Source organism: Maribacter sp. R86514, assembly GCF_044597005.1.
GTDB lineage: Bacteria > Bacteroidota > Bacteroidia > Flavobacteriales > Flavobacteriaceae > Maribacter.
The window spans coordinates 4221148-4246694 of the sequence record NZ_CP138999.1 but is presented as its reverse complement, the minus strand read 5'-3'; the positions used below and the strand labels follow the sequence as shown (position 1 = coordinate 4246694).

The 25547-nt window shown below is 36.3% G+C and carries 24 protein-coding genes and 1 riboswitch; of the genes, 1 reads left to right on the top strand and 23 read right to left on the bottom strand.

Annotation, left to right across the window (positions count from 1 at the left end; translation table 11 throughout):
* Positions 1-151 precede the first annotated feature (151 nt).
* From SJY30_RS18415 to SJY30_RS18310, 22 genes are all read right to left on the bottom strand, one after another.
* Positions 152-1234, bottom strand: a complete 1083-nt coding sequence (locus SJY30_RS18415) for a chorismate mutase (RefSeq protein WP_396633553.1) — start codon at positions 1232-1234, stop codon at positions 152-154.
* Between the two features lie 6 nt (positions 1235-1240).
* A complete protein-coding gene (locus SJY30_RS18410) occupies positions 1241-2107 on the bottom strand; it encodes a prephenate dehydrogenase (protein ID WP_396633552.1) in 867 nt (288 codons plus the stop codon).
* A 4-nt stretch (positions 2108-2111) separates the two neighbouring features.
* Entirely contained in the window at positions 2112-3257 is a 1146-nt protein-coding gene (locus SJY30_RS18405; RefSeq protein ID WP_396633551.1) for a pyridoxal phosphate-dependent aminotransferase, read from the bottom strand.
* The gene (locus SJY30_RS18400) at positions 3254-4081 is read right to left on the bottom strand and encodes a prephenate dehydratase (RefSeq protein ID WP_396633550.1); all 828 of its coding nucleotides are present in this window, start codon (positions 4079-4081) and stop codon (positions 3254-3256) included. The genes SJY30_RS18405 and SJY30_RS18400 overlap by 4 nt, the downstream gene beginning before the upstream one ends.
* A 388-nt stretch (positions 4082-4469) precedes the next feature.
* Entirely contained in the window at positions 4470-5579 is a 1110-nt protein-coding gene (locus SJY30_RS18395; protein ID WP_396633549.1) for a hypothetical protein, read from the bottom strand.
* A gap of 117 nt (positions 5580-5696) precedes the next feature.
* Positions 5697-5918: a serine hydrolase gene (locus tag SJY30_RS18390; RefSeq protein ID WP_396635344.1), complete on the bottom strand. Its 222-nt coding sequence runs from the start codon at positions 5916-5918 to the stop codon at positions 5697-5699.
* A 29-nt stretch (positions 5919-5947) separates the two neighbouring features.
* On the bottom strand, positions 5948-6676 hold the full coding sequence (locus tag SJY30_RS18385) for a hypothetical protein (RefSeq protein WP_396633548.1): 729 nt from the start codon (positions 6674-6676) through the stop codon (positions 5948-5950).
* Positions 6677-6702: 26 nt separating this feature from the next.
* On the bottom strand, positions 6703-7836 hold the full coding sequence (locus SJY30_RS18380) for a serine hydrolase domain-containing protein (RefSeq protein WP_396633547.1): 1134 nt from the start codon (positions 7834-7836) through the stop codon (positions 6703-6705).
* A complete protein-coding gene (locus SJY30_RS18375) occupies positions 7833-8573 on the bottom strand; it encodes a head GIN domain-containing protein (protein ID WP_396633546.1) in 741 nt (246 codons plus the stop codon). Before SJY30_RS18375 ends, SJY30_RS18380 begins: the two co-directional genes overlap by 4 nt.
* A 64-nt stretch (positions 8574-8637) precedes the next feature.
* Positions 8638-9735: an acyloxyacyl hydrolase gene (locus SJY30_RS18370; protein ID WP_396633545.1), complete on the bottom strand. Its 1098-nt coding sequence runs from the start codon at positions 9733-9735 to the stop codon at positions 8638-8640.
* Positions 9736-9843: 108 nt separating this feature from the next.
* The gene (gene metF / locus SJY30_RS18365; protein ID WP_396633544.1) at positions 9844-10797 is read right to left on the bottom strand and encodes a methylenetetrahydrofolate reductase [NAD(P)H]; all 954 of its coding nucleotides are present in this window, start codon (positions 10795-10797) and stop codon (positions 9844-9846) included.
* 167 nt (positions 10798-10964) lie between these two features.
* Positions 10965-13727 carry a methionine synthase gene (gene metH, locus SJY30_RS18360; protein ID WP_396633543.1) on the bottom strand — a complete coding sequence of 921 codons (2763 nt, stop codon included), beginning with the start codon at positions 13725-13727 and terminating at the stop codon, positions 10965-10967.
* On the bottom strand, positions 13724-14071 hold the full coding sequence (locus tag SJY30_RS18355; RefSeq protein WP_396633542.1) for a four helix bundle protein: 348 nt from the start codon (positions 14069-14071) through the stop codon (positions 13724-13726). Before SJY30_RS18355 ends, metH begins: the two co-directional genes overlap by 4 nt.
* Before the next feature lie 60 nt (positions 14072-14131).
* Entirely contained in the window at positions 14132-15133 is a 1002-nt protein-coding gene (locus tag SJY30_RS18350) for a homocysteine S-methyltransferase family protein (protein ID WP_396633541.1), read from the bottom strand.
* A 111-nt stretch (positions 15134-15244) separates the two neighbouring features.
* Positions 15245-15362: riboswitch (SAM riboswitch) on the bottom strand.
* A gap of 157 nt (positions 15363-15519) precedes the next feature.
* Positions 15520-16581 carry an NAD(P)/FAD-dependent oxidoreductase gene (locus tag SJY30_RS18345; protein ID WP_396633540.1) on the bottom strand — a complete coding sequence of 354 codons (1062 nt, stop codon included), beginning with the start codon at positions 16579-16581 and terminating at the stop codon, positions 15520-15522.
* 87 nt (positions 16582-16668) lie between these two features.
* Positions 16669-17502 carry a uroporphyrinogen-III C-methyltransferase gene (gene cobA, locus SJY30_RS18340; protein ID WP_396633539.1) on the bottom strand — a complete coding sequence of 278 codons (834 nt, stop codon included), beginning with the start codon at positions 17500-17502 and terminating at the stop codon, positions 16669-16671.
* A 1-nt stretch (position 17503) separates the two neighbouring features.
* Entirely contained in the window at positions 17504-19594 is a 2091-nt protein-coding gene (locus tag SJY30_RS18335; RefSeq protein WP_396633538.1) for a nitrite reductase, read from the bottom strand.
* A gap of 114 nt (positions 19595-19708) precedes the next feature.
* Entirely contained in the window at positions 19709-20956 is a 1248-nt protein-coding gene (locus SJY30_RS18330; RefSeq protein WP_396633537.1) for a sulfate adenylyltransferase subunit 1, read from the bottom strand.
* Positions 20957-21061: 105 nt separating this feature from the next.
* Positions 21062-22012, bottom strand: a complete 951-nt coding sequence (gene cysD, locus SJY30_RS18325; RefSeq protein ID WP_051941873.1) for a sulfate adenylyltransferase subunit CysD — start codon at positions 22010-22012, stop codon at positions 21062-21064.
* A gap of 48 nt (positions 22013-22060) precedes the next feature.
* Positions 22061-22684, bottom strand: a complete 624-nt coding sequence (locus tag SJY30_RS18320; RefSeq protein WP_396633536.1) for a phosphoadenosine phosphosulfate reductase family protein — start codon at positions 22682-22684, stop codon at positions 22061-22063.
* A gap of 14 nt (positions 22685-22698) precedes the next feature.
* Positions 22699-22962 carry a DUF2061 domain-containing protein gene (locus tag SJY30_RS18315; RefSeq protein WP_036156290.1) on the bottom strand — a complete coding sequence of 88 codons (264 nt, stop codon included), beginning with the start codon at positions 22960-22962 and terminating at the stop codon, positions 22699-22701.
* 200 nt (positions 22963-23162) lie between these two features.
* A complete protein-coding gene (locus tag SJY30_RS18310; RefSeq protein WP_396633535.1) occupies positions 23163-23573 on the bottom strand; it encodes an RrF2 family transcriptional regulator in 411 nt (136 codons plus the stop codon).
* 92 nt (positions 23574-23665) lie between these two features.
* On the opposite strand from SJY30_RS18310, the gene SJY30_RS18305 reads away from it, so the two are divergent.
* The gene (locus SJY30_RS18305) at positions 23666-24196 is read left to right on the top strand and encodes a hypothetical protein (RefSeq protein ID WP_396633534.1); all 531 of its coding nucleotides are present in this window, start codon (positions 23666-23668) and stop codon (positions 24194-24196) included.
* Between the two features lie 60 nt (positions 24197-24256).
* Here SJY30_RS18305 and SJY30_RS18300 read toward each other — a convergent pair whose 3' ends face one another.
* Entirely contained in the window at positions 24257-25429 is a 1173-nt protein-coding gene (locus SJY30_RS18300; RefSeq protein ID WP_396633533.1) for a trans-sulfuration enzyme family protein, read from the bottom strand.
* Positions 25430-25547 lie beyond the last annotated feature (118 nt).

Genomic DNA, 25547 nt, shown 5'->3' with positions numbered 1-25547 from the left:
TTTGATTGATTAAAAATGGTTCTTTAGTCCCCTAACGATACCTATTTAAGAATATTGTTAAAATGTATTATTTTTCTTACTTGTAAAAATTTAGGCATAAAAAAACATCCGCATATTACGGATGTTTTGTTTATATAAAGTTAAGCTAACCTTAAGCGTTTACTATCTTCTCTTGGTGGTTGATAGACTCTTGGTGAATAGCTTTGAACATGCGAAGCACAAACTCTTCGCTAAGCCCTTTGCTTTCCCCTTCTAATATCATAGCACCTAAAATCTGGTTCCATCTATTAGACTGAAGAACAGCAACATTCTTCTGCTTTTTAAGCTCCCCAATACCATCGGAAACCTTCATTCTCTTTCCTAGTATTTCTATCAATTGGTTATCGATAACATCGATTTGAGCTCTTAGGTTACTCAATTCTGAGTTATATTCCGCTTCTGGATCACTTTCTTTTCTTATTCTAAGATCTCTCATGATTTGAACAAGTTTCTCTGGCGTAACTTGTTGTGCAGCATCACTCCATGCGTTATCTGGATCATGGTGCGTTTCAATCATCAATCCGTCGAAATTCAAATCTAAAGCTGTTTGCGATACATCAAAAATCATATCACGCTTACCGGTAATATGTGAAGGATCGTTTATTAATGGAAGATCAGGAAACTTGTTCTGAAATTCAATCGCCACTTGCCATTCTGGTATATTTCTATACTTAGTTTTCTCGTACGTAGAAAAACCTCTGTGTATTGCACCTAATTTTTTTATACCTGCCGTATGCAATCTTTCGATACCACCTAACCATAAAGCTAAATCTGGATTTACCGGATTCTTAACCAATACGATTTTGTCAGTACCTTTTAAGGCATCTGCCAATTCTTGCATGATAAAAGGACTAACGGTTGATCTTGCACCGATCCACAATAAATCGATATCATGTTCCAATGCCAACTCTACGTGTGCACGGTTTGCAACCTCGGTAGCTGTTTTTAAACCTGTTTCTTCCTTAACTTTTTGCAACCATTTTAGCCCTAAAGCACCAACACCTTCAAAATTTCCTGGGCGAGTACGAGGTTTCCAAATACCGGCTCTGTAATAATTTACATCGGTATCTTTTAAAGAGTGTGCTATACCTAACACTTGTTCCTCAGTCTCTGCACTACATGGCCCTGCTATTACTAGTGGATGGTCAAGGTTTAAATCATCCAACCATGTTCTCATTTGTTTTGAATTTTCCATTTTTACTTATTCTATTTCTTGTTTAACGGTATTTCTTTTTAATATTCCTTTAATCTTATTCGTATTGTTCATTTCATTATAAATGCCCTCGTAATCATCTTTCTGCAACATTTCTTTAAATGCCGTAAGGTTGTGAATGTACTCTTCTAATGTCTCTACCACATTCTCTTTGTTCTGCTTAAAAATTGGTGTCCACATTGCTGGCGAACTCTTTGCCAAACGTACCGTACTTTCAAATCCACTACCCGCCATATCAAAAATATCACGCTCGTTCTTCTCTTTTTCAATCACCGTTTTACCTAACATAAATGAACTTATGTGCGATAAATGAGAAACGTAGGCAATGTGCTTATCATGAGCAACAGGGTTCATATACCTTATTCGCATACCAACTGCTTGAAAAACTTTCAAAGCTCTTTCCTGAAGCTTAAATGCGGTTAATTCTACCTCGCAAATGATATTGGTTTTGTCTTTGAACAAATTGTTTATCGCCGCAGACGGACCTGAAAATTCTGTTCCTGCAATGGGGTGACATGCTAAAAAATTTCTTCTCTTTGGATGATTCTCTAAAACCTTACAGATTAAAGATTTGGTTGATCCCACATCAAAAACTACGCAATCTTCATGTACAGCATCCAATATTACCGGAAGCTCTGTAACCATAACATCAACAGGTATACTTACAATGACCATATCCGCTAATTGTAAATCTTGATAGGTTGCCGTCTTATCGATGATACCCAAAGACAATGCCTCAGCTAAATTTGCTTCATTAGATTCTATACCAAAAACGGTAACATTTTCAACTGTCGACTTTATGTCTTTCGCTAAAGAACCCCCTATTAAACCGATACCTATTACAAATACATTCATCACACTAAAATCTTGCGATTGCCTCTTTAATCTTTCCTTTATTTATACACAGTGAAAAGCGAATATACCCTTCACCATTACTACCGAATATAGTACCCGGTGTAATGAACAAATCTTTTGTATACAATATATTGTCTATAAACTCTTCTGATGATACACTACCCTCTGGTAATTTTGCCCAAACGAATAAGCCAACGGCATTTCTATCATACGAACAACCAAGCTTGTCTACCAATTCATAAATCAGCTCTCTACGTGCACTATACACTGCGTTCAAGTCTGCAAACCAATCATCACTGCTCTCTAATGCTACTATTGCACCTTTCTGTATACCGTAGAACATACCAGAGTCCATATTGCTCTTCACTTTCAAAATAGCGTTTATATGGGCTTCGCTACCCAAAACAAAACCAACGCGCCAACCGGCCATGTTAAAAGTTTTGCTCAATGAATTCAATTCTAAACACACCTCTTTTGCATTAGGTATGCTCAAAATACTTGCAGGTTCGTCATTTAAAATAAAGCTGTACGGATTGTCGTTTACCAACAGTATACCATGCTGTTTCGCAAAGTCCACTATTTTCACAAACTGTTCTTTCGTTGCCGTAGCACCTGTAGGCATGTGCGGGTAACTCAACCACATGATCTTTACCTTAGATAAATTTTGCTTTGACAATGCATCTAAATCTGGAAACCAGCCAGCATCTTCAGTTAAATCATAATACTTGGGCACTGCGCCTACCAAATTAGTTACTGAAGTATACGTTGGATAGCCCGGATTAGGAATTAGAACCTCATCACCTTCGTTAAGAAAAGAAAGGCTAATATGCATTATACCCTCTTTTGATCCCATTAATGGTAAAATCTCAGTATCTGGATCAGCCTTTACGTCAAACCTTTTCTTATAAAAATCTGAGATAGCTCCCCTTAACCGAGGTAGCCCTTGGTAACTTTGATATTGGTGCGCCCCACTTTCAAGTACGGCTTCCTGTATGGCATTCAACACTTTTTGGGACGGAGCCAAATCTGGACTACCGATACCCATATTTATGATAGGTTTACCCTGCGCCATTAAACCGCGTACCTCTCTCAACTTTTTTGAGAAGTAGTATTCCTGTATGGTATTTAACCTTTCAGCGGTACGTATCATTGTCTTACATTTTTATATTCACCCAAAATCTTAAAGTCTTCTGCCATGATGTTCAATAGACTTTTAGCCTTTGTAAAATCTGTATAATCGGTAAAAGTGACATCCACAAAAAATGCATATTTCCATGGTGTTTCTATCACCGGTAACGACTGTATTTTTGTCAAATTCAATCGGCAATCGCTCATAACATTAAGCACAGCAGCCAAACTTCCCCTTTTATGGTCGGTAATAAACCTTACCGAAGCCTTGGTAATTTCAACCTCTGGCAACGCATTATTTTTTGTCTTTACAATGATAAAACGAGTAGCATTATTTTTAATAGTCTGTATGTCGCTCGCTACGATGTCCAACCCATATAATTCTGCCGCAACGTTTGGTGCTATCGCAGCAACATGTTTTAATTCTTGCTCTTGAATTCTTTGTGCAGTCTCGGCAGTATCTACATCTTCTACCAATTTTATATGCGGATATTGCCTAAAATATTCTTTACACTGCAACAAAGCCATCGGGTGAGAACTAACCTCTGTTATATCTTCTATTTTCTGCCCTTGTAACACCATTAAATTATGATGAATATTCAAATAATACTCGCCAATAATATGTAGATCATTATGGTTTACCAACGCGTAATTAGGTATTATAGAACCTGCTATTGAATTCTCTATAGCCATAACACCTTGATCCGCTTCGTTAGACAATAACTTGTCTACCAAAACATCGAAAGAAAGGCATTCTACCAACTCGATATCATCACCAAAACAATCTTTAGCTACCTGATGATGGTTGCTTCCTTTAATTCCCTGTATGGCTATTTTTAAACTCATAATTCACATTTCAACTTACCGCAAAACCCTTCTACTACGTTCAGGGTGATTTCAATTTTTGAACAAAAAAAAAGTTCCGATACATATCGGAACTTAGATTCTATTTTATTTTTAAAATATACTACAACAGTCCCGTACCTCTCTTAAAAAAGAAGTAAAAATAAAAACCGTTCCAGAAATATTGTTTTGTCATTGTGCTTGTAAACTTTGGCTAAAGTAGTAATTATATTTAAAAATGGTCGTTTTACATTTTATTATTTTGAAAAATTCAATTTCTATCTCAAAAAGCGAAGGTTTTGTGTTAAAAATTAAATTAATTATGAATTACCAATAGAAACAAAAAAGACCTCTAAAAAGAGGTCTTTTACGTATAATATAGAATTACACTTTATTTTTTACTGAAAAAATATTCGTAAACATCTGTTTCACCATTAAACGTATCTGATTCAGAAATAATTAATTCATTAGCTGAAAGTGTTATTTCTCCTTCTAGCAATAAGTAACCATCTGGTTCTACGTCAGTATAAGTTTCACCGTCTCCAGTTTCAGTATATTCAAATTCTACCAAGGTCAAAATATTCTCCTCTTCGTTAAAAGCCCAATTACCTGAAGATGTATAAGCCTCACCACCATCTTCTTCATATATAACCTCGCAAGCCTCATTAGATGCAGCGTAATCATAGCTTTTATAATTAGATTCTTGACTAAAGAAATAAGTTCCGTTTTCATTAAATGTTATGGCCAGGTCGTTAAGGGTATAGCATTCTTCTAACTCAACATCTAATTGAGCTCCATTTTCACAGTACAATGTAGAATCATAGCTATCGCAAGACTCTTCACCGACGTTAATGGTTTCGCCATTATCAATTTGCTTTGTAAAATCCCAATTACCTACAAGATTTACATTACCTCCCCAAGATTCAACTGTTACACAAACTTCTTGTGGCTGACTAATATTACCTTGACTATCATAAACGCAAATAGCATAACAGAATGTACCGGCTGGGACAGTATTAGAAAAATTGACATCTATTACCGTATCTTCATCTTTCTGAGTAGATGCTCCCTTTTTAGCGAAAATATCTTTTCTTTCTTTTGATAAAAATTTACCACCATAATAACTTTCTGTGGCGCTTGAAGGTACATCTATATAACTATCGGCCATTCCGTTTTCATCGAACAACTGAATATAGGCACCGGCAAAATCTGTTGGTGCATCTAAAATTATTTCAAATCCGTAATCTTGAAATGCAGTTTGGGAAGTATAATCTAAACTAAAATCTATACCTCCTGTTGGCGTTACCCCGCCATCATTCATTGTTGCCCCCTCTATTGCTAAACCAGAAGAGGTTGCATTTACATCTAATAAAACTTCTTCTTTCACATTAACTCCATCTGGATCAATGTCACCAGAGAGACCTTCATTACCATCATCTTTTGAACAAGAAAAAATGATAAGACTTAAAAAGAACAGGATAAATAAATTCGGTTTTTTCATAATTACAATTGGTTGTCTTTTAATATTAACTGTATGAATATTAAGTACTAACTGAAAATTTAAATGAAAATTGTAGCAGTAAAGCATTTAGCAGCAATGGTAACTTTTTATTAAAGTTTATTTTGCACTTAAAATACTATCAATAACAGCACCTAAATCTTCTTGTATTTTAGGATCTGTACAATTTATAAGAATCGAAAACACCACTTGCTCTTTAGGGTAGACAAAGAAATTAGCATAGCCTCCTACTCCGTTACCAACATGCCCAAAGAACTTTCTTCCTTTTGCATCTTGGCTTACCTGCCAACCTAAGCCGTAGTACGTAGAATTACCAGCTATTTGCCGAGCGGTTAAAAAATAAATAATTCTTATTTATTTAAAATGAGCTTTAAATACCTAGTTTCCGAATCACTTAATACTCGAGGACTACTAAGACCGTGAATTTTCATTTTATCATCAAGCTTTTTAATTAGAAAATATAATGAAATTAAATCTTCTTTATATTCACTAATTTTTCCGTTCATCACATAATGATATTCCTCCAACATTTTATAAAAATACTTCTCTAAAATAATGTTCAAATTTAATGTCGGTTTTTGCGAGTTGAGATAATTTAGTGCATTTATCAAACCTTGCTTTCTTTTCTTCGAATTTTCTATTTCAATTTTTAAGTAATCTTCAATCTTATTAACTTGAAGACTTTCATATCTTGATTCAGTCTTTTGATTAATTTCAAATCTAGAACTTAATGGAAAAAAACCTTTATGAATAGAATAATTTCTTAGTTCTTTGATGAAACAATGGAAATCGTCTTTAATATCTTCCTGAACATATTGCTCAGTAAAAACTCTTGCGCTAGACAAGTAATTATGGTATAGTCTTATTAATTTTTTTTGACTTGTTCTTCGCAACAAACCATTTTCCAACTCAAAAGTTTCTGAATAGTATATTTGAATTTCTTTTTTTAACTCAATATAATTATTTAAAAAAATGTAGAATACAGTGCGTGGATTCGTTAATGACTTGAAAATATTATAAACACGTAAAGATTTAGTGTTTTGTATTTCACTTAAAACCTCTATTAATTGTTTATCCATAACTATTAAATAAATATTCAAAACTCTTAAAAAAAACAATCTATTATTGCATCTAGCTCTTCTTGTATTTTAGGATCTGTACAATTTATAAGAATCGAAAACACCACTTGCTCATTAGGGTAGACAAAGAAATTAGCATAGCCTCCTACTCCATTACCAACATGCCCAAAAAACTTTCTACCTTTTGCATCTTCGCTTACCTGCCAGCCTAAACCGTAATATGTAGAATTCCCTTCAACTTGTCGTGCAGTTAAAAATTGATTTAGAATAGCCTCTTTGACTTCAACTTTATTGTCTAAAAATGCTTGTCCGAATTTTGCGATGTCCTCTGAAGTAGATAAATAACCGCCGCCTGCTAGTTTATAAAAATTGTCGACAGGTATCGCTTTTCTAAATCCTGAAATGCCCTTAGTGTAAAATTTAGCTACTTGGTTTTGTTCTTCGGATGTAGAAATAATATTTACCGCACAATCGTCAAGTTTTTGATTACTGTTCTGTGAGCCGGACTCATTATAACATTGGGGGCAATAAGTAGAATTCATCCCTAGCGGATTCAGCACCTTCTCTTGCACATATTCCTCAAACGGAATTCCGCTTGCTTCTTGCATTGCCGCAGAAATCATTGCCCAGTCAAAACTATTATATAAATATTCGGTACCTGGTTGGTATACCAAAGGATCATCTTTAAATATCTTAAGACCCTGTTTGATGGATAATGGTTCGTTCAAACCATATTCCTTGCCTTTATAAACACGTATACCTGCGGTATGACCAGCTAATTGGCGAATGGTAAAATCCCATTCTTTCTTAGGGTAATCTGGAAGGTAAGTATAGTAAGACTCATCTAAATCAATAAGTCCTTCTTGTACCATATGCGCCAAAGCTGTTGCTGCAATAGGCTTTGAGACACTAGCGATTCTAAAAATAGATTTTTTAGCGTCTATATACTGTTTCTCGTCAATATTGGCATACCCATACCCTTTTTGGAAAACTGACTTTCCCTCTTTTAAAACCGTAATTGCAATTCCGGGTACTTTATCTTCTATTATTAATTGTTGAAGTAAGTAATCTGCTTTTACCAATCCTGTTAACTCAGTATCATCCGCCAAAATACGTTTAGCAGCAAACACGTTTTTTAGATATTTGAGTATAGGATTCATTCCACAAAGATCAAGCGACCATTATACAATTCTTCAACATCCACTGTTGCCGGTCGGTTATAACTCTGTAAGTCTCCCGTACCTCTTAAAACTCCGGTTAAACTTTCTTGCGGATTTACTAAAATATCATTTGAACCTCTATGGTTAAAATTTATCCGCTGGGTTATAAGTTCTTCTGCCTCTACCCTAGAATCGCCTGCTGCAATACTTACATTAAAGCTATCTGCGCTACCCTTTAACTTGAAATATGATATTCCGTTGCTTGTTATACTTAAACTAGTAACGTCTAATTCTAAATTGAATTCCCCATCTGTAGTTTCTGCTTCTGGATCTGTAAAACTCTCTGACAGCAAGCTTAAACTTTCAAAAGCCAGAACTCCATCACTTTGAATAGGAAAACCGGTACTACTACGTATACTGATTAAATTGGGAGTGGTCACATAAACTACCGTGGTACCATAATCACGTACATAATTACAGTCATTTGTATCAGTCAATAACAATTGTTCATCCTCCACAACCGCAGCTACTTCATTACGCAAATTTTCACCGGTTTCAATTTCTACTTTTTGTGTATCTCCTTGTTTAATAACTAGAGCTACATTCTCAAAAACTGTTATTGAAGAGAACTCGGCAACAGAAACTTCTTGTCTTGTAATCTCACCAGTGCTTTGAAAACAATCTGTCGCATTTTCAGAATCGCAAGAAACAAATAGGGAAACCAAAATTACCTTCAAGACAATAAGGTCTCGACTGCGCTTGACCAGACAACTAAGTGAATTATTTATCATTTTTATCATCTTATAATCGTATTCCTATCCCGAATTCTACCGCTTCTGCTTTTGCTCCGTGAGATTTTAAGGTAACCGCCCCAAATATCTTTTCTCCAAAATAACGTTTTAGCCCTACACGTAGATATGTACGCCCTTCAAAATCAAACGGATAATAAACATAATATCCGAATTGCGAAACTACCGAAGTTCGATTTATGAACAACTCATGTCCAGCAAATATTCCTACTCTTTTATAATCGTCATCTGCAGCAACACCATTTTCTGGAAAAGCTATACTTTGATAGCGAATCAACTCCTTTAAAAAATTAGAGAAATAGGCATCTACTCCAAATTGTAGCGCACTTTTTCTTCCCACCCTTTTATCTGCATAGGCAGAGAAGACAACAAAACCATACTGACCGGAATCAATGACATCACTTTCATTTACGCCTGTTCTAAAAGCAAAATTATAACGCAAAGGCTCTGTTACTTTTTCTTTTTCGCGATGTATATATTCTATTTCTTTTCCTCCATCTAAATCGTATACTACTCCGGCATTGAAAGCCAAGGTATTGGTAGAGGTATTTGGAGCCCTAAAATTAGCATTTGAATAATGTATTAAAGAAATACCCGCTTTGAGTCCTAGTCCTTTAATAATATTCTCTTTATGATAATTGAACATTAAATACGTAGAACTTAATACATCTGATCCGTATGCGTTATTTCTAAAATTTGTTACTTTATCATATGGGTTAGTAGCATACGAGATGCCTTGCCCAACGCGAAGCTGCACGTTAAGCTTAAAAAGATAAAAATTATAATGCGCGTAGAGTCCGTAATTATCACCTAGTGTGCTATTATTAGAATTCTGATAAATGAAAGAGTATCCAAAATCAGGATAGTTATATAACTCTTCCCATGCATTTAAGCCATAGGTTTTTCTATTGTAACTCAAAATTACACCCGCAGGGTGCGAAGTGATTAAATGCGAAATATCAGGATTATGTAAAATTATAGACCCGTAAAACTGACTAGCATCAAGGGTATACTTTTTTTGCTCACCAGATTCTTGTGCGAAACAACAACTTACTGAAATCAGTAAAATGGATAGAAACTTAAAATTCATTGAAGGCAAAAATAGTTATAAGTATTAAGTACGAAGTATTTAGTAAAGAGTATTATCATTAACGAACGCTTTATACTTAATACTCGTTACTTAATACTATTTTACAAATTAAAAAAGTGCTTCCGCTATCGCCTTAATATTATCGGATTTCCCCATAGAATAGTAATGCAATACAGGCACACCAGCAGCTTTCAGCTCTCTAGATTGCTGAATTGCCCATTCAATACCTACTTTTCGCACATCTTTGTTTGTTGCACAACCATCTACCGCTTCTATTAAATCTTGCGGCATATCAATTCTAAATACCTGTGGTAATAATTGCATATGTCTTTTAACTGCAATAGGCTTTATTCCCGGAATAATCGGTACGGTAATACCCATACTTTTTGCGGCTTCTACAAACTCAAAATACTTTTTATTATCGAAGAACATTTGTGTTACCACATAATCGGCACCTGCATCTACTTTCTCTTTCAATCGTTTTAAATCTGATTGTAATGAAGGTGATTCCAAGTGCTTTTCTGGATAGCCCGCTACACCTATACAAAAATCGCTACAGTGTTCGCTTTCTATGGTTTCATGCAGATACTTACCACAGTTTAATTCTTGAATTTGTTTTACCAAATCAATCGCAAAAGGGTGCCCCCCTTCCGTAGGCTCAAAATACTTTTGCTCGCTACGGGCATCACCACGTAAAGCCATTACATTTTGTATGCCTAAATAATGACAATCAACCAACATATATTCTGTTTCTTCTTTAGTAAAACCTCCACAAAGAACATGTGGTACGGTATCTACATCATACTTATGCTGAATAGAAGCACAAATACCCACTGTACCTGGTCTCATACGTGTAGTTTTCTTATCTAAAAGTCCTTCTTTCTTAATATAGATAGTTTCTTCACGAGATGTGGTCACATCAATAAATGGAGGTTTAAATTCCATTAACGGATCGATATTATTGTACAATTCTTGAATATTCTTACCCTTTACCGGAGGCACTATTTCAAATGAAAAAAGTGTCTTTCCGTTAGCATTATCGATATGGTCTGTTACTTTCATAAGCCCCCTAGCCCCCCAAGGGGGAACTTTTACTCGGGTATTTTTAATTATCTAATAATTTATTTAACTATTTGAGTATAACTCAATTTACTATTTTGCCTCCAATTTTCATTATTAATCAACTGCAAATGCTTTTTATAATAAGAAAATAAGTCCCCCTTTGGGGGCTAGGGGGCTTCTACGATATTCGGCGCTAGCCATCTTTCGGCATCCTCTAAGGGTATGCCTTTTCGTTCTGCGAAATCTTTTACCTGATCGTCTTTTATTTTTCCTAACCCGAAATATCGCGCTTGCGGATTTCCAAAATAATATCCACTTACAGATGCTGCCGGCCACATAGCCAAACTATCCGTCAGTTCAACACCAATGGTCTCTTTCACTTTTAAAACATCCCAAATGGTCAATTTCTCTAAATGATCAGGACAAGCAGGGTAACCTGGTGCAGGACGAATTCCCTTGTAAGATTCCTTAATTAAATCTTCATTGCTCAACTCCTCATTTGAAGCATAGCCCCAATGTTTCAGCCGAACTTCCTTATGTAAATATTCCGCAAAGGCTTCTGCCAATCTATCTGCAAGAGCTTTAACCATAATGGAATTATAATCATCTAAATCGGCTTCATATTTCGCCGCTAATTCTGCAGTACCAAAACCTGTAGACACGCAGAAGCAACCCATATAATCTTGTTTCCCTGATTCTTTAGGTGCTATAAAATCCGCCAGGGCATAATCTGCCACACCTTCTCTACGCTCTAATTGTTGGCGTAGGGTTCTGAAAGTGTAGCTCTCTTTCGCTTCGGCTCCGCTCAGCGACCCAGTATTCTCATCTGGATTGGAGCTTGTGTCAACTAAAATATCGTCATCGTTGACGGAGTTAGCAGGAAAGAGTCCAAAAATACCTTTTGCCTTTAATTTCTTCTCAGAAATTATCTTGCTCAGCATCTCTTGGGCGTCTGCGAATAAATCTGTTGCTTGTTCTCCAACAACCTCATCGGTCAATATTGCAGGGTATTTTCCATGCAGTTCCCAACTTCTAAAGAATGGAGTCCAATCTATATACGGCACTAGAATATTTAAATCTAAATCTTCTATTACCTGTATACCAAGCTTATTCGGTTTTACGATTTCTGAAGTTTCCCAGTCTATTTTAAACTTATTTCTACGGGCCGCAGAAATAGATTTATACGTTTTACTTGATGAGCGATTTAAAAACTTCTCACGAAAAACGTCATAATCATCTTTAATGCTTTTCTTATAACCATTAGAAGTTTCTTTCTGCAGTAAATCTCCCACTACAGTAACCGCTCTAGAGGCATCATTTACATGAACTACAGCTTCTTTGTATTGTGGATCAATTTTTACTGCAGTATGTGCCTTACTGGTTGTTGCCCCACCAATTAGCAATGGAATCTTAAAGTCTTTACGTTCCATTTCCTTTGCCAAATGCACCATTTCATCCAAAGAAGGTGTAATCAATCCGCTAAGCCCTATAATATCGACATTGTGTTCTATGGCTGCGGCAATAATTTTTTCGGGAGGTACCATCACTCCCAAATCAACAATCTCATAATTGTTACATGCCAGTACAACACCCACAATATTTTTGCCGATATCATGGACATCGCCCTTTACCGTTGCCATTAATATTTTACCGGGAGCCCCTGACCCATCTGTGACAGGATTCAATAACTTTTCTTCTTCAATATATGGCAATAAATAAGCTACCGCTTTTTTCATTACACGGGCAGATTTAACCACTTGTGGCAAGAACATTTTTCCGCTCCCGAATAAATCGCCTACCACGTTCATACCGGTCATTAAATTACCTTCAATGACCTCAATAGGTTTATCTGAAGCAACTCTAGCTTCTTCTACGTCTTCAACAATATATTGGTCAATACCTTTTACCAAGGCACGTGTAATTCTATCTTGTAATGGCTCTTCTCTCCATGAAAGATCTATCTTACTTTCTTTAGTTTTCCCAACTACAGATTCTGCAAAATCAAGTAATCGCTCGGTTGCATCGTCTCTTCTATTTAAGATAACATCTTCAACACGCTCCAATAAATCTTTAGGTATATCATCGTATACCTCTAACATACTTGGGTTTACAATACCCATGTTCATACCTGCTTTTATCGCATGATATAAGAAAACCGAGTGCATTGCCTCACGAACAGGGTTGTTTCCCCTAAAGGAGAAAGAAACATTACTTACCCCTCCACTTACACTGGCAAGTGGTAAATTTTCACGTACCCAACGTGTAGCTTCTATAAAATCGATGGCGTTGAGTTTATGCTCATCCATACCTGTGGCCACAGGAAATATATTTAAATCGAAAATAATATCTTCTGGTGCAAAATTCACTTTGTTCACCAAAACATCATAAGAGCGTTTTGCTATTTCAATTCTACGGTCATAATTATCTGCTTGACCTACCTCATCGAATGCCATAACGATTACCGCGGCACCATATCTTTTTATCAGCTTAGCATGATGTATAAACTGTTCTTCACCCTCTTTTAAACTGATAGAATTCACCACACATTTACCCTGAACTACTTGCAGACCCGCCTCAATGATTTCCCATTTAGAGCTATCTATCATTATAGGTACACGAGAAATATCTGGCTCAGAAATAACAAGATTCAAAAATTTGACCATGGCTTCCTTACCATCGATCAATCCGTCATCCATGTTAATATCAATAACCTGTGCGCCATTCTCTACCTGTTCTCTAGCAACAGCCAATGCCTCTTCAAACTTCTCTTCTTTTACAAGACGTAGAAACTTTTTTGAACCAGCAACGTTTGTCCGTTCACCAACGTTTATAAAGTTGGTTTCGGGAGTGACTATCAGGGGTTCTAAACCGCTAAGCTTTAGAAAGCGTTGCTCGTTGTTCGTTGTTCGTTGTTCGTTTTCTATACTCATAATTTCTTGTGATAATTTATGAATCCGTTCAACAACTTTTTCACTCTTTCTATTTCTTTCAAAACGTTATCTATATCTGAAATATAATTTAAATCTCCTGCTAAAATTAACTGAGTCTCCAACTCAAACAAGGAGCCTCTTGCTATATGTAAAAAATGGATTGTTTCTATATTGGATTGCCTTCCACAACCTTCAGCAATATTTGATGGCACAGAAATAACACATCGTCTAACCTGTGCGGTTAATGAAAATTGTTCATCACGAGGAAAGGACTTAGTCAAAACATAAACCGTTTTCACTAGCATTCTAGCCTGCACCCAAATATCTAATTCTTTATAATCCATTTATTATTTGAAAAACTACGATAAACCATTAACGAGAAACGAAAAACGATTTATCAACCATCAACCGACAACTGTCAACTTTCTAGGTTCAAAATTCTCAACAATCTTCGCTATTGCAGAAATATGTTCCGGAGTGGTACCGCAGCATCCACCTACTATATTTACTAATCCTTTTTCTGCGTATTCTTTAATTTGTTCTGCCATTTGATCAGGAGTCTCATCGTACTCTCCGAATGCATTTGGTAAACCTGCATTGGGGTGTGCCGAAACCGCATGCTCACTTTTGGTTGACAGTACCTCTAGATGCGGAACCAATTGATTAGCTCCTAATGCACAATTGAAACCGACCGATAAAATAGGAATATGGGAAATGGATATAAGAAATGCTTCTGCCGTTTGACCAGACAACGTTCTACCTGACGCATCGGTAATGGTACCACTCACCATGATGGGCACATCTATATTTCGATCTTCTTTTACTTCTTCTATGGCAAACAAAGCCGCTTTTGCATTTAACGTATCAAAAATAGTTTCTACCAATAAAATATCCGACCCACCATCTAACAAGGCTTCTACTTGTTGTTTATATGCAATACGTAGCTCATCAAAAGAAACTGCTCTATACCCCGGATCATTTACATCAGGGGACATACTTGCCGTTTTGTTCGTAGGACCGATACTACCGGCTACAAATCTTGGCTTATGCGGTTCTTTAGCTGTGAATTCATCTGCTACCGTTTTAGCGATACGCGCAGATTCATAATTCAACTCATACACCAAGTCTTCCATGTAATAATCTGCCATCGCTATCGTGGTTCCAGAAAATGTATTGGTCTCTACGATATCGGCACCCGCAGCGAAATACTTACGATGAACCTCAGCAATTGCATCAGGCTGAGTTAGTGACAACAAATCATTATTGCCTTGTAATGGGTGTTCCCAGTCTTTAAAACGTTCTCCCCTAAAATCTTCCTCAGTAAATTTATAACGCTGTAGCATAGTACCCATGGCACCATCTAATATGAGAATTCGCTCTTTTAATATTTCCTTTATATCCTTCATTTTACGGTGTAAAATATTATTGGTTCAATAAAAATCTAATTCGTAATCAAGTAAGGAAAGTTCGGCTAGATGCCTTTTCTTAAGTTATCTGTCTTTGTAATGCCATATAGAATAACATCTTCTGCACAAGTACACAGAATAAAGATAGAATGTAGCACCTTCTTTTCCATATTGGAAAGGGTTGCCAAGGTTTCAATGGGTCTAGTCCCTCCACCTTTCTTGATAACGTTTCAATCTATTTATGAACGATTTGCAAAGTAACGGCACAGTATACTCTTATCCAAGAGTAAACTTGTTTTTTAGCCAACGAAATTTTTAAAAAATGTCATAAAAAAAGCCTCTAGATTCATATGGAGTCTAGAGGCCTTATTAATCAAATAATAACTTTATGCTATACTCTGTACTACTTCTTTCTTAGCTTCTTTCTTAGAACCATCAAATCCTTCGACACCACCAACAGTTGTATACTTCATTACATAGCGCTTACCTGGATTAATTTGTTGGTATGCAAACTGACACATTACCGCAGCTTCATGGAAACCTGAAAGGATCAATTTCAATTTACCTTCATAAGTATTTACATCACCAATAGCGTATACTCCCGGTATATTTGTTTGGTAATCCTTTGCATTGTTTACCTTAATGGCATTCTTCTGAATTTCTAGACCCCAATCCCCAATAGGACCTAATTTTGGTGAAAGACCAAATAACGGAATAAAATTATCTACCTCTAAATAAGTATCTTCCTTTTCCTTATCGGTATGTTTAATCACAACAGCTTCCAAATGATCTTTGCCGTGCAATTCTTTTACCTCTGCTTTTGTAATTAATTTTATTTTACCAAGCTTTGCCAGTTCAGATGCTTTTTCAACAGAATCCAAAGCCCCTCTAAATTCATCTCTTCTATGTACCAAAGTTACTTCTGAAGCTACATCGGTTAAAAATATAGCCCAATCTAAAGCTGAATCTCCACCACCTGCAATCACTACTTTTTTGTCACGATATACTTCTGGATCCTTAATCATATAAGAAACACCGGTATCTTCAAAATTTACAATATTTGAAATAGGTGGTTTTCGTGGTTCAAATGAACCTAACCCGCCTGCTATAACAACAACTGGCGCATTATGCTGAGTTCCTTTATTTGTAGTAACTACGAATGAACCATCTTCTAATTTATCTAAAGTTTCTGCTCTTTCACCTAAGGTAAAACCTGGCTCAAAAGGTTTGATTTGCTCCATTAAGTTATCTATCAAAGTACCTGCCAAAATTTCTGGAAATGCAGGAATATCATAAATAGGCTTCTTAGGATATATCTCTGAACACTGCCCACCTGGCTGTGGCAATGCATCTATTAAATGCGTTTTTAATTTTAACAATCCTGCTTCAAACACCGTAAATAAACCGGTTGGTCCCGCTCCTATAATGAGCATATCTGTTTTAATCATAATTTTCTTTTTAGTAAAAAGTAATTAGAAATCACTTTTCAACTTCTTTTAATTTCACTTACACTATGTACTTAATACTTTGCACTTTTATACTTCGCTCAACTTAGCATTCTCATTTGAATACTGATTCTTTGCCTGAATTAATGCCTCTCTATGTTTTACCACTTCACCTATGATGATAATTGCAGGGTTCGATAATTTTTCTTTTTCTACAACCTCAACAATAGTTTCAATAGTTGCAATGCCCAGTTTTTCATTCTTACGGGTCCCATTTTGAATAATGGCTATTGGCATATCCGATTTTCCCTCACCTTTGAACAGTTCTACAATTTGTGGAAGTTTTGACATTCCCATTAATATAACTACCGTTGCACTACTCTTTGCAGCTAAAGCAACATCTGTTGATAGCTTATGCTCTTTTGTTGTACCTGTAATTACCCAAAAACTTTCTGATGCTCCTCTTTTTGTTACTGGAATATTCTGATAAGCCGGCACACTTAAACTTGAAGAAATACCTGGTACCATTGCTACCTCTAAACCATGTGAAGCTGCATATTCCATCTCTTCAGAACCACGACCGAATACAAAAGGATCACCGCCTTTTAAGCGCACCACATGTCCCGCAGATTTTGCCCGGCTAACAATCAACTCATTTATTTGTTCCTGCTGATATGCATAACATCCTCTTCGCTTGCCCACAAAAATCAATTCTGCATTATTGGCATACTTCAGCAACTCTTCGTTAACCAAAGCATCATACAAAACCACATTGGCATTTTCCAGCGTTTTTATTGCTTTTAAAGTGATGAGCTCTATATCGCCAGGTCCCGCGCCTACAACAGTCAACCTCCCTTGACTCTGCGAGGGAGTATCAACTATTGAATTGATTGTTTTTTGATTGGATAGATTATCGGTATGCATATTATGCTTCTGCTAATTCTTGTTCTCTAAACTTTGCAACCGTCTCTAAAAATACTTTCGCATCTTTGATATATGACTCGGCAAATTCTTTTGTTGGTTCATTCTGATTCAATTGCAGTACCAATTTCTCGAATCCGCCAGCAACGGCAATTCTTCCATCGGCTACAAACTTCTCATCAAAATCTTTAATGATACTTACATGTGTATTCACTTTTGTATTCTCTGAGGTTAACATCGCTTTCGCTGAATTCACCATTGAAGAATATGCGTGGTAGATACTTGCAGACCATTTCTCTGCATCGAACATAGCTTGGGCATTCTGTATTTTCTCTTCACTTTCAAAAAGAAGTGTAGCAATCAAGTCAATAACCACACCTGCGCACTCACCTACACCAATTGCTTTTTCATAACGTTCTGTATTCCCCCAGTCGATGAAATCTTCTGGCGTTAAATCATCTACAGATGATAATGGCGTTAGAAAATCATAGAAATACATTTGTCCTTTTTCAGCATAGTAATCCGGAAATGATAAATCGCCACCATTAGCATCGTAATCATTCAAGATTAAACGTAATGCTTCAGGACCTCTTTTACTAGGCACTTTTACCACTTTATCAGCAAAACGACCTTGACCGTTACCATCTGTGCTACCACCTAACAATACTTGTAGTGCCGGAGCAACTAATTTATCTTTTGTACGAACGGACATTCCCTGAAAACCAATATTTGCCATATTGTGCTGTCCACATGCGTTCATACAACCACTGATTTTTATTACAACATCTTCGTTATTGATATAATCAGGATATTCTGTTTTTATAACTCTTTCCAGTTCTTCTGCAATACCTGTACTACTAGCGATACCTAAGTTACAGGTATCTGTACCTGGGCAAGCTGTAATATCAAGCGCTTTATTATAACCCGCCTCTGCAAAACCTAATTTCTTTAATTCTGTATAGAAAAATTGAACATTCTCTTCTTTTACGAAAGGAATTAAAATGTTTTGACGTAAAGACAACCTTAATTCACCTGCTGCATATTTCTGCACCAGATTGGCTAATAAACGTGCCTTGTCGGTATAAAAATCACCTAGCAATACTTTAATACCCAAAGCAACATAACCAGGTTGTTTTTGAGGAACAACATTCGTTACTTTCCACTTTTCAAATTCTTTTAAATCTTCTATTTCTACTGCAGGGACTTTTAAATCTGACACTTTAGTCTTTGGATAGTCTTCTGGATCAATAGGAAAAGTATCAAAAGGCACAGCCGTTTTCTCAGCAGCCAATAATTCTTTGAACCCGTCCAAGCCTAAATCTTTCAACAAAAATTTCATTCTTGCCTTTGCTCTACTCTTACGTTCACCGTAGCGATCAAAAACACGTATTACCGTTTCCATTAACGGAATAATCTGATCTGCAGGTAAGAAACTATATAATTCGTCCGCATGTCTTGGCTGAGAACCTAATCCGCCACCCAACATCACTTTAAAACCGACTTCTCCATTTTCAATTTTGGCGATAAAACCTAAATCGTGCATGTATGATAATCCTGTATCAGCATCACTTGCCGAGAAAGAAACTTTGAACTTACGTCCCATTTCTTGACTTATAGGGTTTCTAAGGAAATACTGAAATAATGCATGTGCATATGGCGAAACATCAAAAGGCTCATCTACATCAACACCAGCCGTTTCACTTGCCGTTACATTCCGTACGGTGTTACCACAAGCTTCTCTCAACGTAATATCGTCTTTCTCAAGTTCTGACCATAACTCTGGAGTTCTGTTCAAATCTACATAGTGAATCTGAATATCTTGACGCGTTGTAATATGTAATCTACCAGTAGAATATTCATCGGACACATCGCAAATACGTAGCAATTGCTGAGAAGTCACCTTACCATATGGCAATTTTATACGGATCATTTGAACGCCTTCTTGACGCTGACCATATACGCCACGAGCTAAACGAAGGCTTCTAAATTTCTCTTCATCTAATTTGCCGCCATGGAACTCATGAATCTTGCGTTCCAATTCTAAAATATCATTCGCAACTACTTGATTCTCTATTTCTGTTCTAAAACTCTGCATGCTTCGGTATTAAGTATTCAGTATAAAGTACTGAGATGTATTATTACTATATTTTGCCTATAGATTTTATAGACTTAATGAAAATAGCCAATATTAAAATTGACCTTTTTTTATTTAACTAATGAAACCCGCACCTACGGTACTATTGGATTTTGTATCTATCAAAATAAAAGAACCGTTTGTTCTATGATCTTTAAATTGATCGAAAAAAATTGGCTTATTTAAACGAAAACTTACCTGGGCAATATCATTCATACCTAATGAATCTGTTTCTGTATCGATACCCGAATAATCAGGCGCAATTTTATGATGTACCTGTTCCACTTTTGCCAATACTTTATTGACACCGTGTTGTACAATATATTTATTTCCAGCAGCCAACGGTAATGAATCCATCCAAGAAATAGTAGCGGTAAATTGCTTATCAACCGTTGGTAAATCTCCAGCTTTCACTAACATATCTCCACGACTCAAGTTAATTTCATCTTCTAAAGTAATCGTTACCGATGAACGTCTAGAAGCAGTGTTATACTTCTTGTCATGAAAATAGATTTCTTTTATTTTAGAACGTGTTTGGGAAGGAAGCGCTACCACTTCATCACCTACACTCAACTCGCCACCATAAACCTTGCCGGCAAATCCTCTGAAATCATGATGCTCATCCGTTTTTGGACGGATAACATATTGTACCGGGAAACGAGGTGTACCTGCATTGAAAATATCTTTTCTATCTAAGGCTTCAAAATGTTCTAACAAAGTAGGACCAGTATACCAAGGTGTCTTATCTGTTTTATTAACTACATTATCACCCTTCAATGCACTTACCGGAATGAAGGTTATCTTCTGATCCTGGTAATCTCTTTTCGCCATCAATTCTTCAAAATCAGCTTTGATAGCGTTGTAAGTTTCCTCAGAATAATCTACCAAATCCATTTTATTAATAGCCACTACAACATCTTTAATACGTAATAAGTTATTGATAAAAAAGTGTCTGTTCGTTTGTTCGATAACACCCTTTCGTGCATCGATCAATATAATCGCTGCTTGTGAAGTAGATGCTCCTGTAACCATGTTACGGGTATATTCTACGTGACCGGGAGTATCTGCAATAATGTAACTTTTCTTTGCTGTAGAGAAATAGATATGGGCAACATCTATAGTAATACCCTGTTCGCGTTCTGCTACCAAACCATCTGTAGCCAAAGAGAAATCTAAATAATCGTATCCCTTTTGCTTACTAGTCTTTTCTATTGCTTCTAATTTATCGCTGGTCAAAGATTTTGTATCGTAAAGCATTCTCCCTATCAAGGTACTTTTACCATCATCTACACTACCTGCCGTTGCTATTTTTAGTACTTCCATTCTTATGCTGTTAGCCCTTAGCTTTTAGCTTCTGGCTATTAAATTATTAATTAAGGCTAATAGCCGATAGCTTAAAGCTAAAGGCTGAATTTTCTAAAGAAAATTCTAAAAATACCCTTGTTGTTTTCTTTTCTCCATGGCAGCTTCTGAACGCTTATCGTCAATACGCGCACCACGCTCTGAAATAGATGAATCTCTAATTTCTTCTACTACTTTATCAATTGACTCTGCATCTGAAAGTACGGCTGCTGTACAAGACATATCACCTACTGTACGGAAACGAACCAATCTTTCTTCTACAACCTCATCTTCTTCTCTAAATACAATACCGTCTTCTGCAGACCATATCATACCATCTCTTAAAAATGTCTTACGCTTATGTGCGAAATAGATTGACGGAATTTCAATTTGCTCTTCTTTTATATAAGACCACACATCTAATTCTGTCCAGTTAGATATTGGGAACACTCTTACATTCTGACCCAATTCTATTTGTCCGTTTAACATATCGAACAACTCTGGGCGTTGGTTACGCTCATCCCACTGTCCGAAATCATCACGAACAGAAAAAATACGTTCTTTAGCACGAGCCTTTTCTTCATCTCTACGCGCACCACCGATACAAGCATCGAACTTAAATTCTTCAATTGCATCTAATAATGTCGTAGTCTGCAAGCTATTTCTACTTGAGTATCTACCTGACTCTTCTTTAACCTTACCTTGATCGATTGAATCTTGAACATTACGCACAATTAACTCTAACCCTAACTCCTTAACCAATCTATCTCTAAATTCGATAGTTTCAGGAAAGTTGTGACCCGTATCTATATGCATTAATGGGAAAGGAATTTTCGATGGCCAAAATGCTTTTTGCGCCAAACGAACCAGTGTAATAGAATCTTTTCCTCCTGAGAATAAAAGAACCGGCTTCTCAAACTGAGCGGCAACCTCCCTAATGATATAAATTGCCTCATTCTCAAGTGCATTTATATGGGCTGTATCTTTTAAAAGTTCTTGGGAAGGCGTTACTTCCAATTCCGTACTTGTATTACTCATTCTATATTTTCTTAGATAAATTATCTTATTCTTTTCTACCACCTTAGATTAACTATGCAATCCGCATTCTCTGTTCTCCAACACCTTGGTTGGGTCAAAATAGTTATGCTCGTTAGGAAGATTATATTTTCTTAAATAGGCATCTAATTGTGTATCGTTCCAGTGGTAAAACGGACTTACCTTCAACACTCCGTCTTTACTTAGACTTAAAATATCTAAACTATCGCGGTGTGTGGTCTGCCCTTTTCTTAGGTTCGTAAACCACACATCTGGTTGGAATTCTGCCATGGCTCTTTTAAAAGGCTCCAACTTTACTTGCTCAGTAAACTCGGCATGCCTAGGGTCATCAATTTGTGGAATACCCATTACAGCATCTCTATGTGCAGTGGTTTGTTTTGGCACAAACAATTTTACGTTCAAATTCAATTTGCCGATTATTTCATCTGCGTGTTTATATGTTTTTGGAGTGTTATAACCCGTATCGCACCAAACTACAGGAATATCTTTTTTCACTCCTGATACCGCATGTAAAATAGCAACTTCATAGGGTCTGAAGTTTGTTGTAACTACAGGCGTTTCCGCATGCTTTACTGCCCAAGAAATAATTTCTTCCGGCGGTATACCTTTAAATTGAATGTTCAACTTCTGAACTTGTGCTTCTGTCAATGCCATAATACTATTCTTTATTATTTACCCCACTTTACTAAATTCCAAAAACGCTCGTGAAAGAAATACAAAATCATTTTTGTCACGAAATCTATAGAGGCTATTGATGCTGCTACTGAAAACTCACCTGTAAGTATATAAGATATAATCAGCGTATCTACTGTTCCTATTACTCTCCAACTAAAAGCCTTGGCTATACTACGAATTGGCTTTTCAGATGTTTTATCATCTTGATACGTAGTTTTGTTTTCTTTTTTATTTAATATAAGTTGATCTGCAATCATCTTTTACTCAATTTTTATTACCCTACTAATTTAATAGAGTTTTCAAAAATAGTATTATTTTCCAATGTAGTCGCCCTAATTTCAGATAAATTTCATTTACCCTATAGATTTAGTAGATTATTAACAAAAGCCCATGAAAAATTAATATTTCGCAACAAACTGAAGCATCGCGAATTGCAGAATGAAATAAAAATATGATTTTATGAGATGATGTCTTTCAGTGTATTATTACGGTATACATCTAAGGCGCTATCACGCACTTGCAGCATTAGCTTATGAACGGAACAAGTGTTTTCATCGGGACAATCATCACAGGTTTCATAAAAATTTAGACTTACACAGGGCACCATGGCAATTGGACCTTCTAAAACCCTCATAACATCCGTCATCGAAATTTCCTCAGATGTTCTTAACAAATAGTAACCGCCACCTTTACCTTTTTTTGAACCTAAGAATCCTGTCTTTCTTAAGCTAAGAAGTATACTCTCCAAGAATTTTTGGGAGATGTTCTCCTTTTCGGCTATTTCTGATATTTGAACTGGTTTCTTATCTGGCTGTGCCGCTAAGTAGGCAAGCGCTTTTAACCCATATTTTGTCTTTTTCGAGAGCATAACGCTAAGATAGCCAAATAATAAAAATATCAGCAAAATACTTGAGCACACCATTTTTACGTTATAAGTTTCCAAATCAATTCTACCTACTTATGAAAAAAGTATTTTTATTATCGCTTATAGGCGTATTTACATTAGTTTTTACATCTTGTTCAGATGACGACAGCGTTGGCGTTTCCAACGCAAGTGAATCACAAATTATCGGCACATGGAACCTTACCGCTCTTGAAACAAGAGATGGCAGGTCTGACACTAATTTTGATGGAACATCAATACCCACTACGTTTACAGCTGTTGGTAAAGATTTTGATACTGTTGTTATTTTTTCTGAAGAACCACAAACAGTAACGAGTGAAGGATCATATACAACGGTGATAACCACTACTGTTATGGGTGAAACCTCAACAGAAGAAGAAACCGGAGAAGACTTTTTCGAAAGTAATGAATGGAGACTGAATGGAAGCATCCTTTATTTTGGTTCTGGCGAAGAAGAAATTGGTTTTACGATTACAGAATTAACAGATTCTCAAATGTCATTACGATATGAGTTAGATGAAACTGTAGATTTTTTAGGGTTCGAAACTAGTGTTAGCGCGACCTACAATATGACTTTGAGTAAATAAACACTTTAATTTATCATATAAAAAAAACGCCCGGCACATACCGGGCGTTTTTTGTTTCTACTATCCTAATGCCTGAGCAATATCTGCGATAATATCATCTATATGTTCTAACCCTACAGAAATACGAACTGTGCCATCAGAGATACCTACTGCAGCACGTTCTTCTACACTCAACTTACTATGCGTTGTAGATGCCGGGTGCGTAACTATAGTTCTTGAATCTCCTAAATTGGCAGAAAGTGACAACAGTTTAATAGAGTCAAAGAACTCTCTACCTGCATCTAATCCTCCTTTAACTTCAAAAGCTACTACACAACCACCTGCTTTCATTTGCTTAATAGCTATCTCATATTTTGGATGCGATTTTAAGAACGGATATTTCACCCAATTCACTTTATCGTTCCCCTCTAGATACTCCGCTAATTTCAATGCGTTTTCACAATGCCTATCTACTCGTATAGCCAAAGTCTCTAAACTTTTAGACAACACCCATGCATTAAACGGTGATAAAGCGGGACCTGTAATTCTTGAAAAACGATACACCTTATCCATCAACTCTGCACTACCCACTGTAATACCTGCTAATACTCTACCTTGACCATCCATCAGTTTTGTGCCAGAATGAATGACCAAATCTGCACCAAACTTTATGGGCTGCTGTAAATAAGGCGATGCAAAACAGTTATCGATCACAAGTATTAAATTATTCTTTTTTGCAATCTTACCCAACTCTTCTAAATCTAACACATCAACACCAGGATTCGTAGGAGTCTCTGCATAAATGATTTTTGTTTTCGGAGTAATTAGACTTTCGATTTCCTCTAATGCATCTATCTTGAAATAGGTATGGTCAATATTCCACTTTGGGAAGAAGTTCGTAAACAACGAATGCGTTGAACCAAATATGCTTCTTGCCGAAAGTACATGATCACCACTATCCAATAACGCCGCCAAAGTTGAAAACACTGCCGCCATACCCGATGCAAATGCGAATCCGCTTTCTGCACCTTCCATTTGGCAAACCTTATCTATAAACTCAGATGAATTAGGGTTTGAGTATCTTGAATATATATTACGATCTTTCTCTTCTGCAAACGACGCACGCATATCTTCAGCATCTTCAAATACAAAGCTTGAAGTCAAGTACAACGGAACCGAATGTTCCAAGTTTTCACTTCTTTTTAGTTGCGTACGGATCGCATTCGTTTCAAATTTATTGTTGTTTTTGTTCATTTCTTTACTTTTTGGCTTCGGCTACGCTCAGCCATTTACCTTCACCTTATTTAATCTTATCCAACTTATTTGGCTTCGGCTACGCTCAGCCACCTGTCTTAAACATACTACCTTTTTT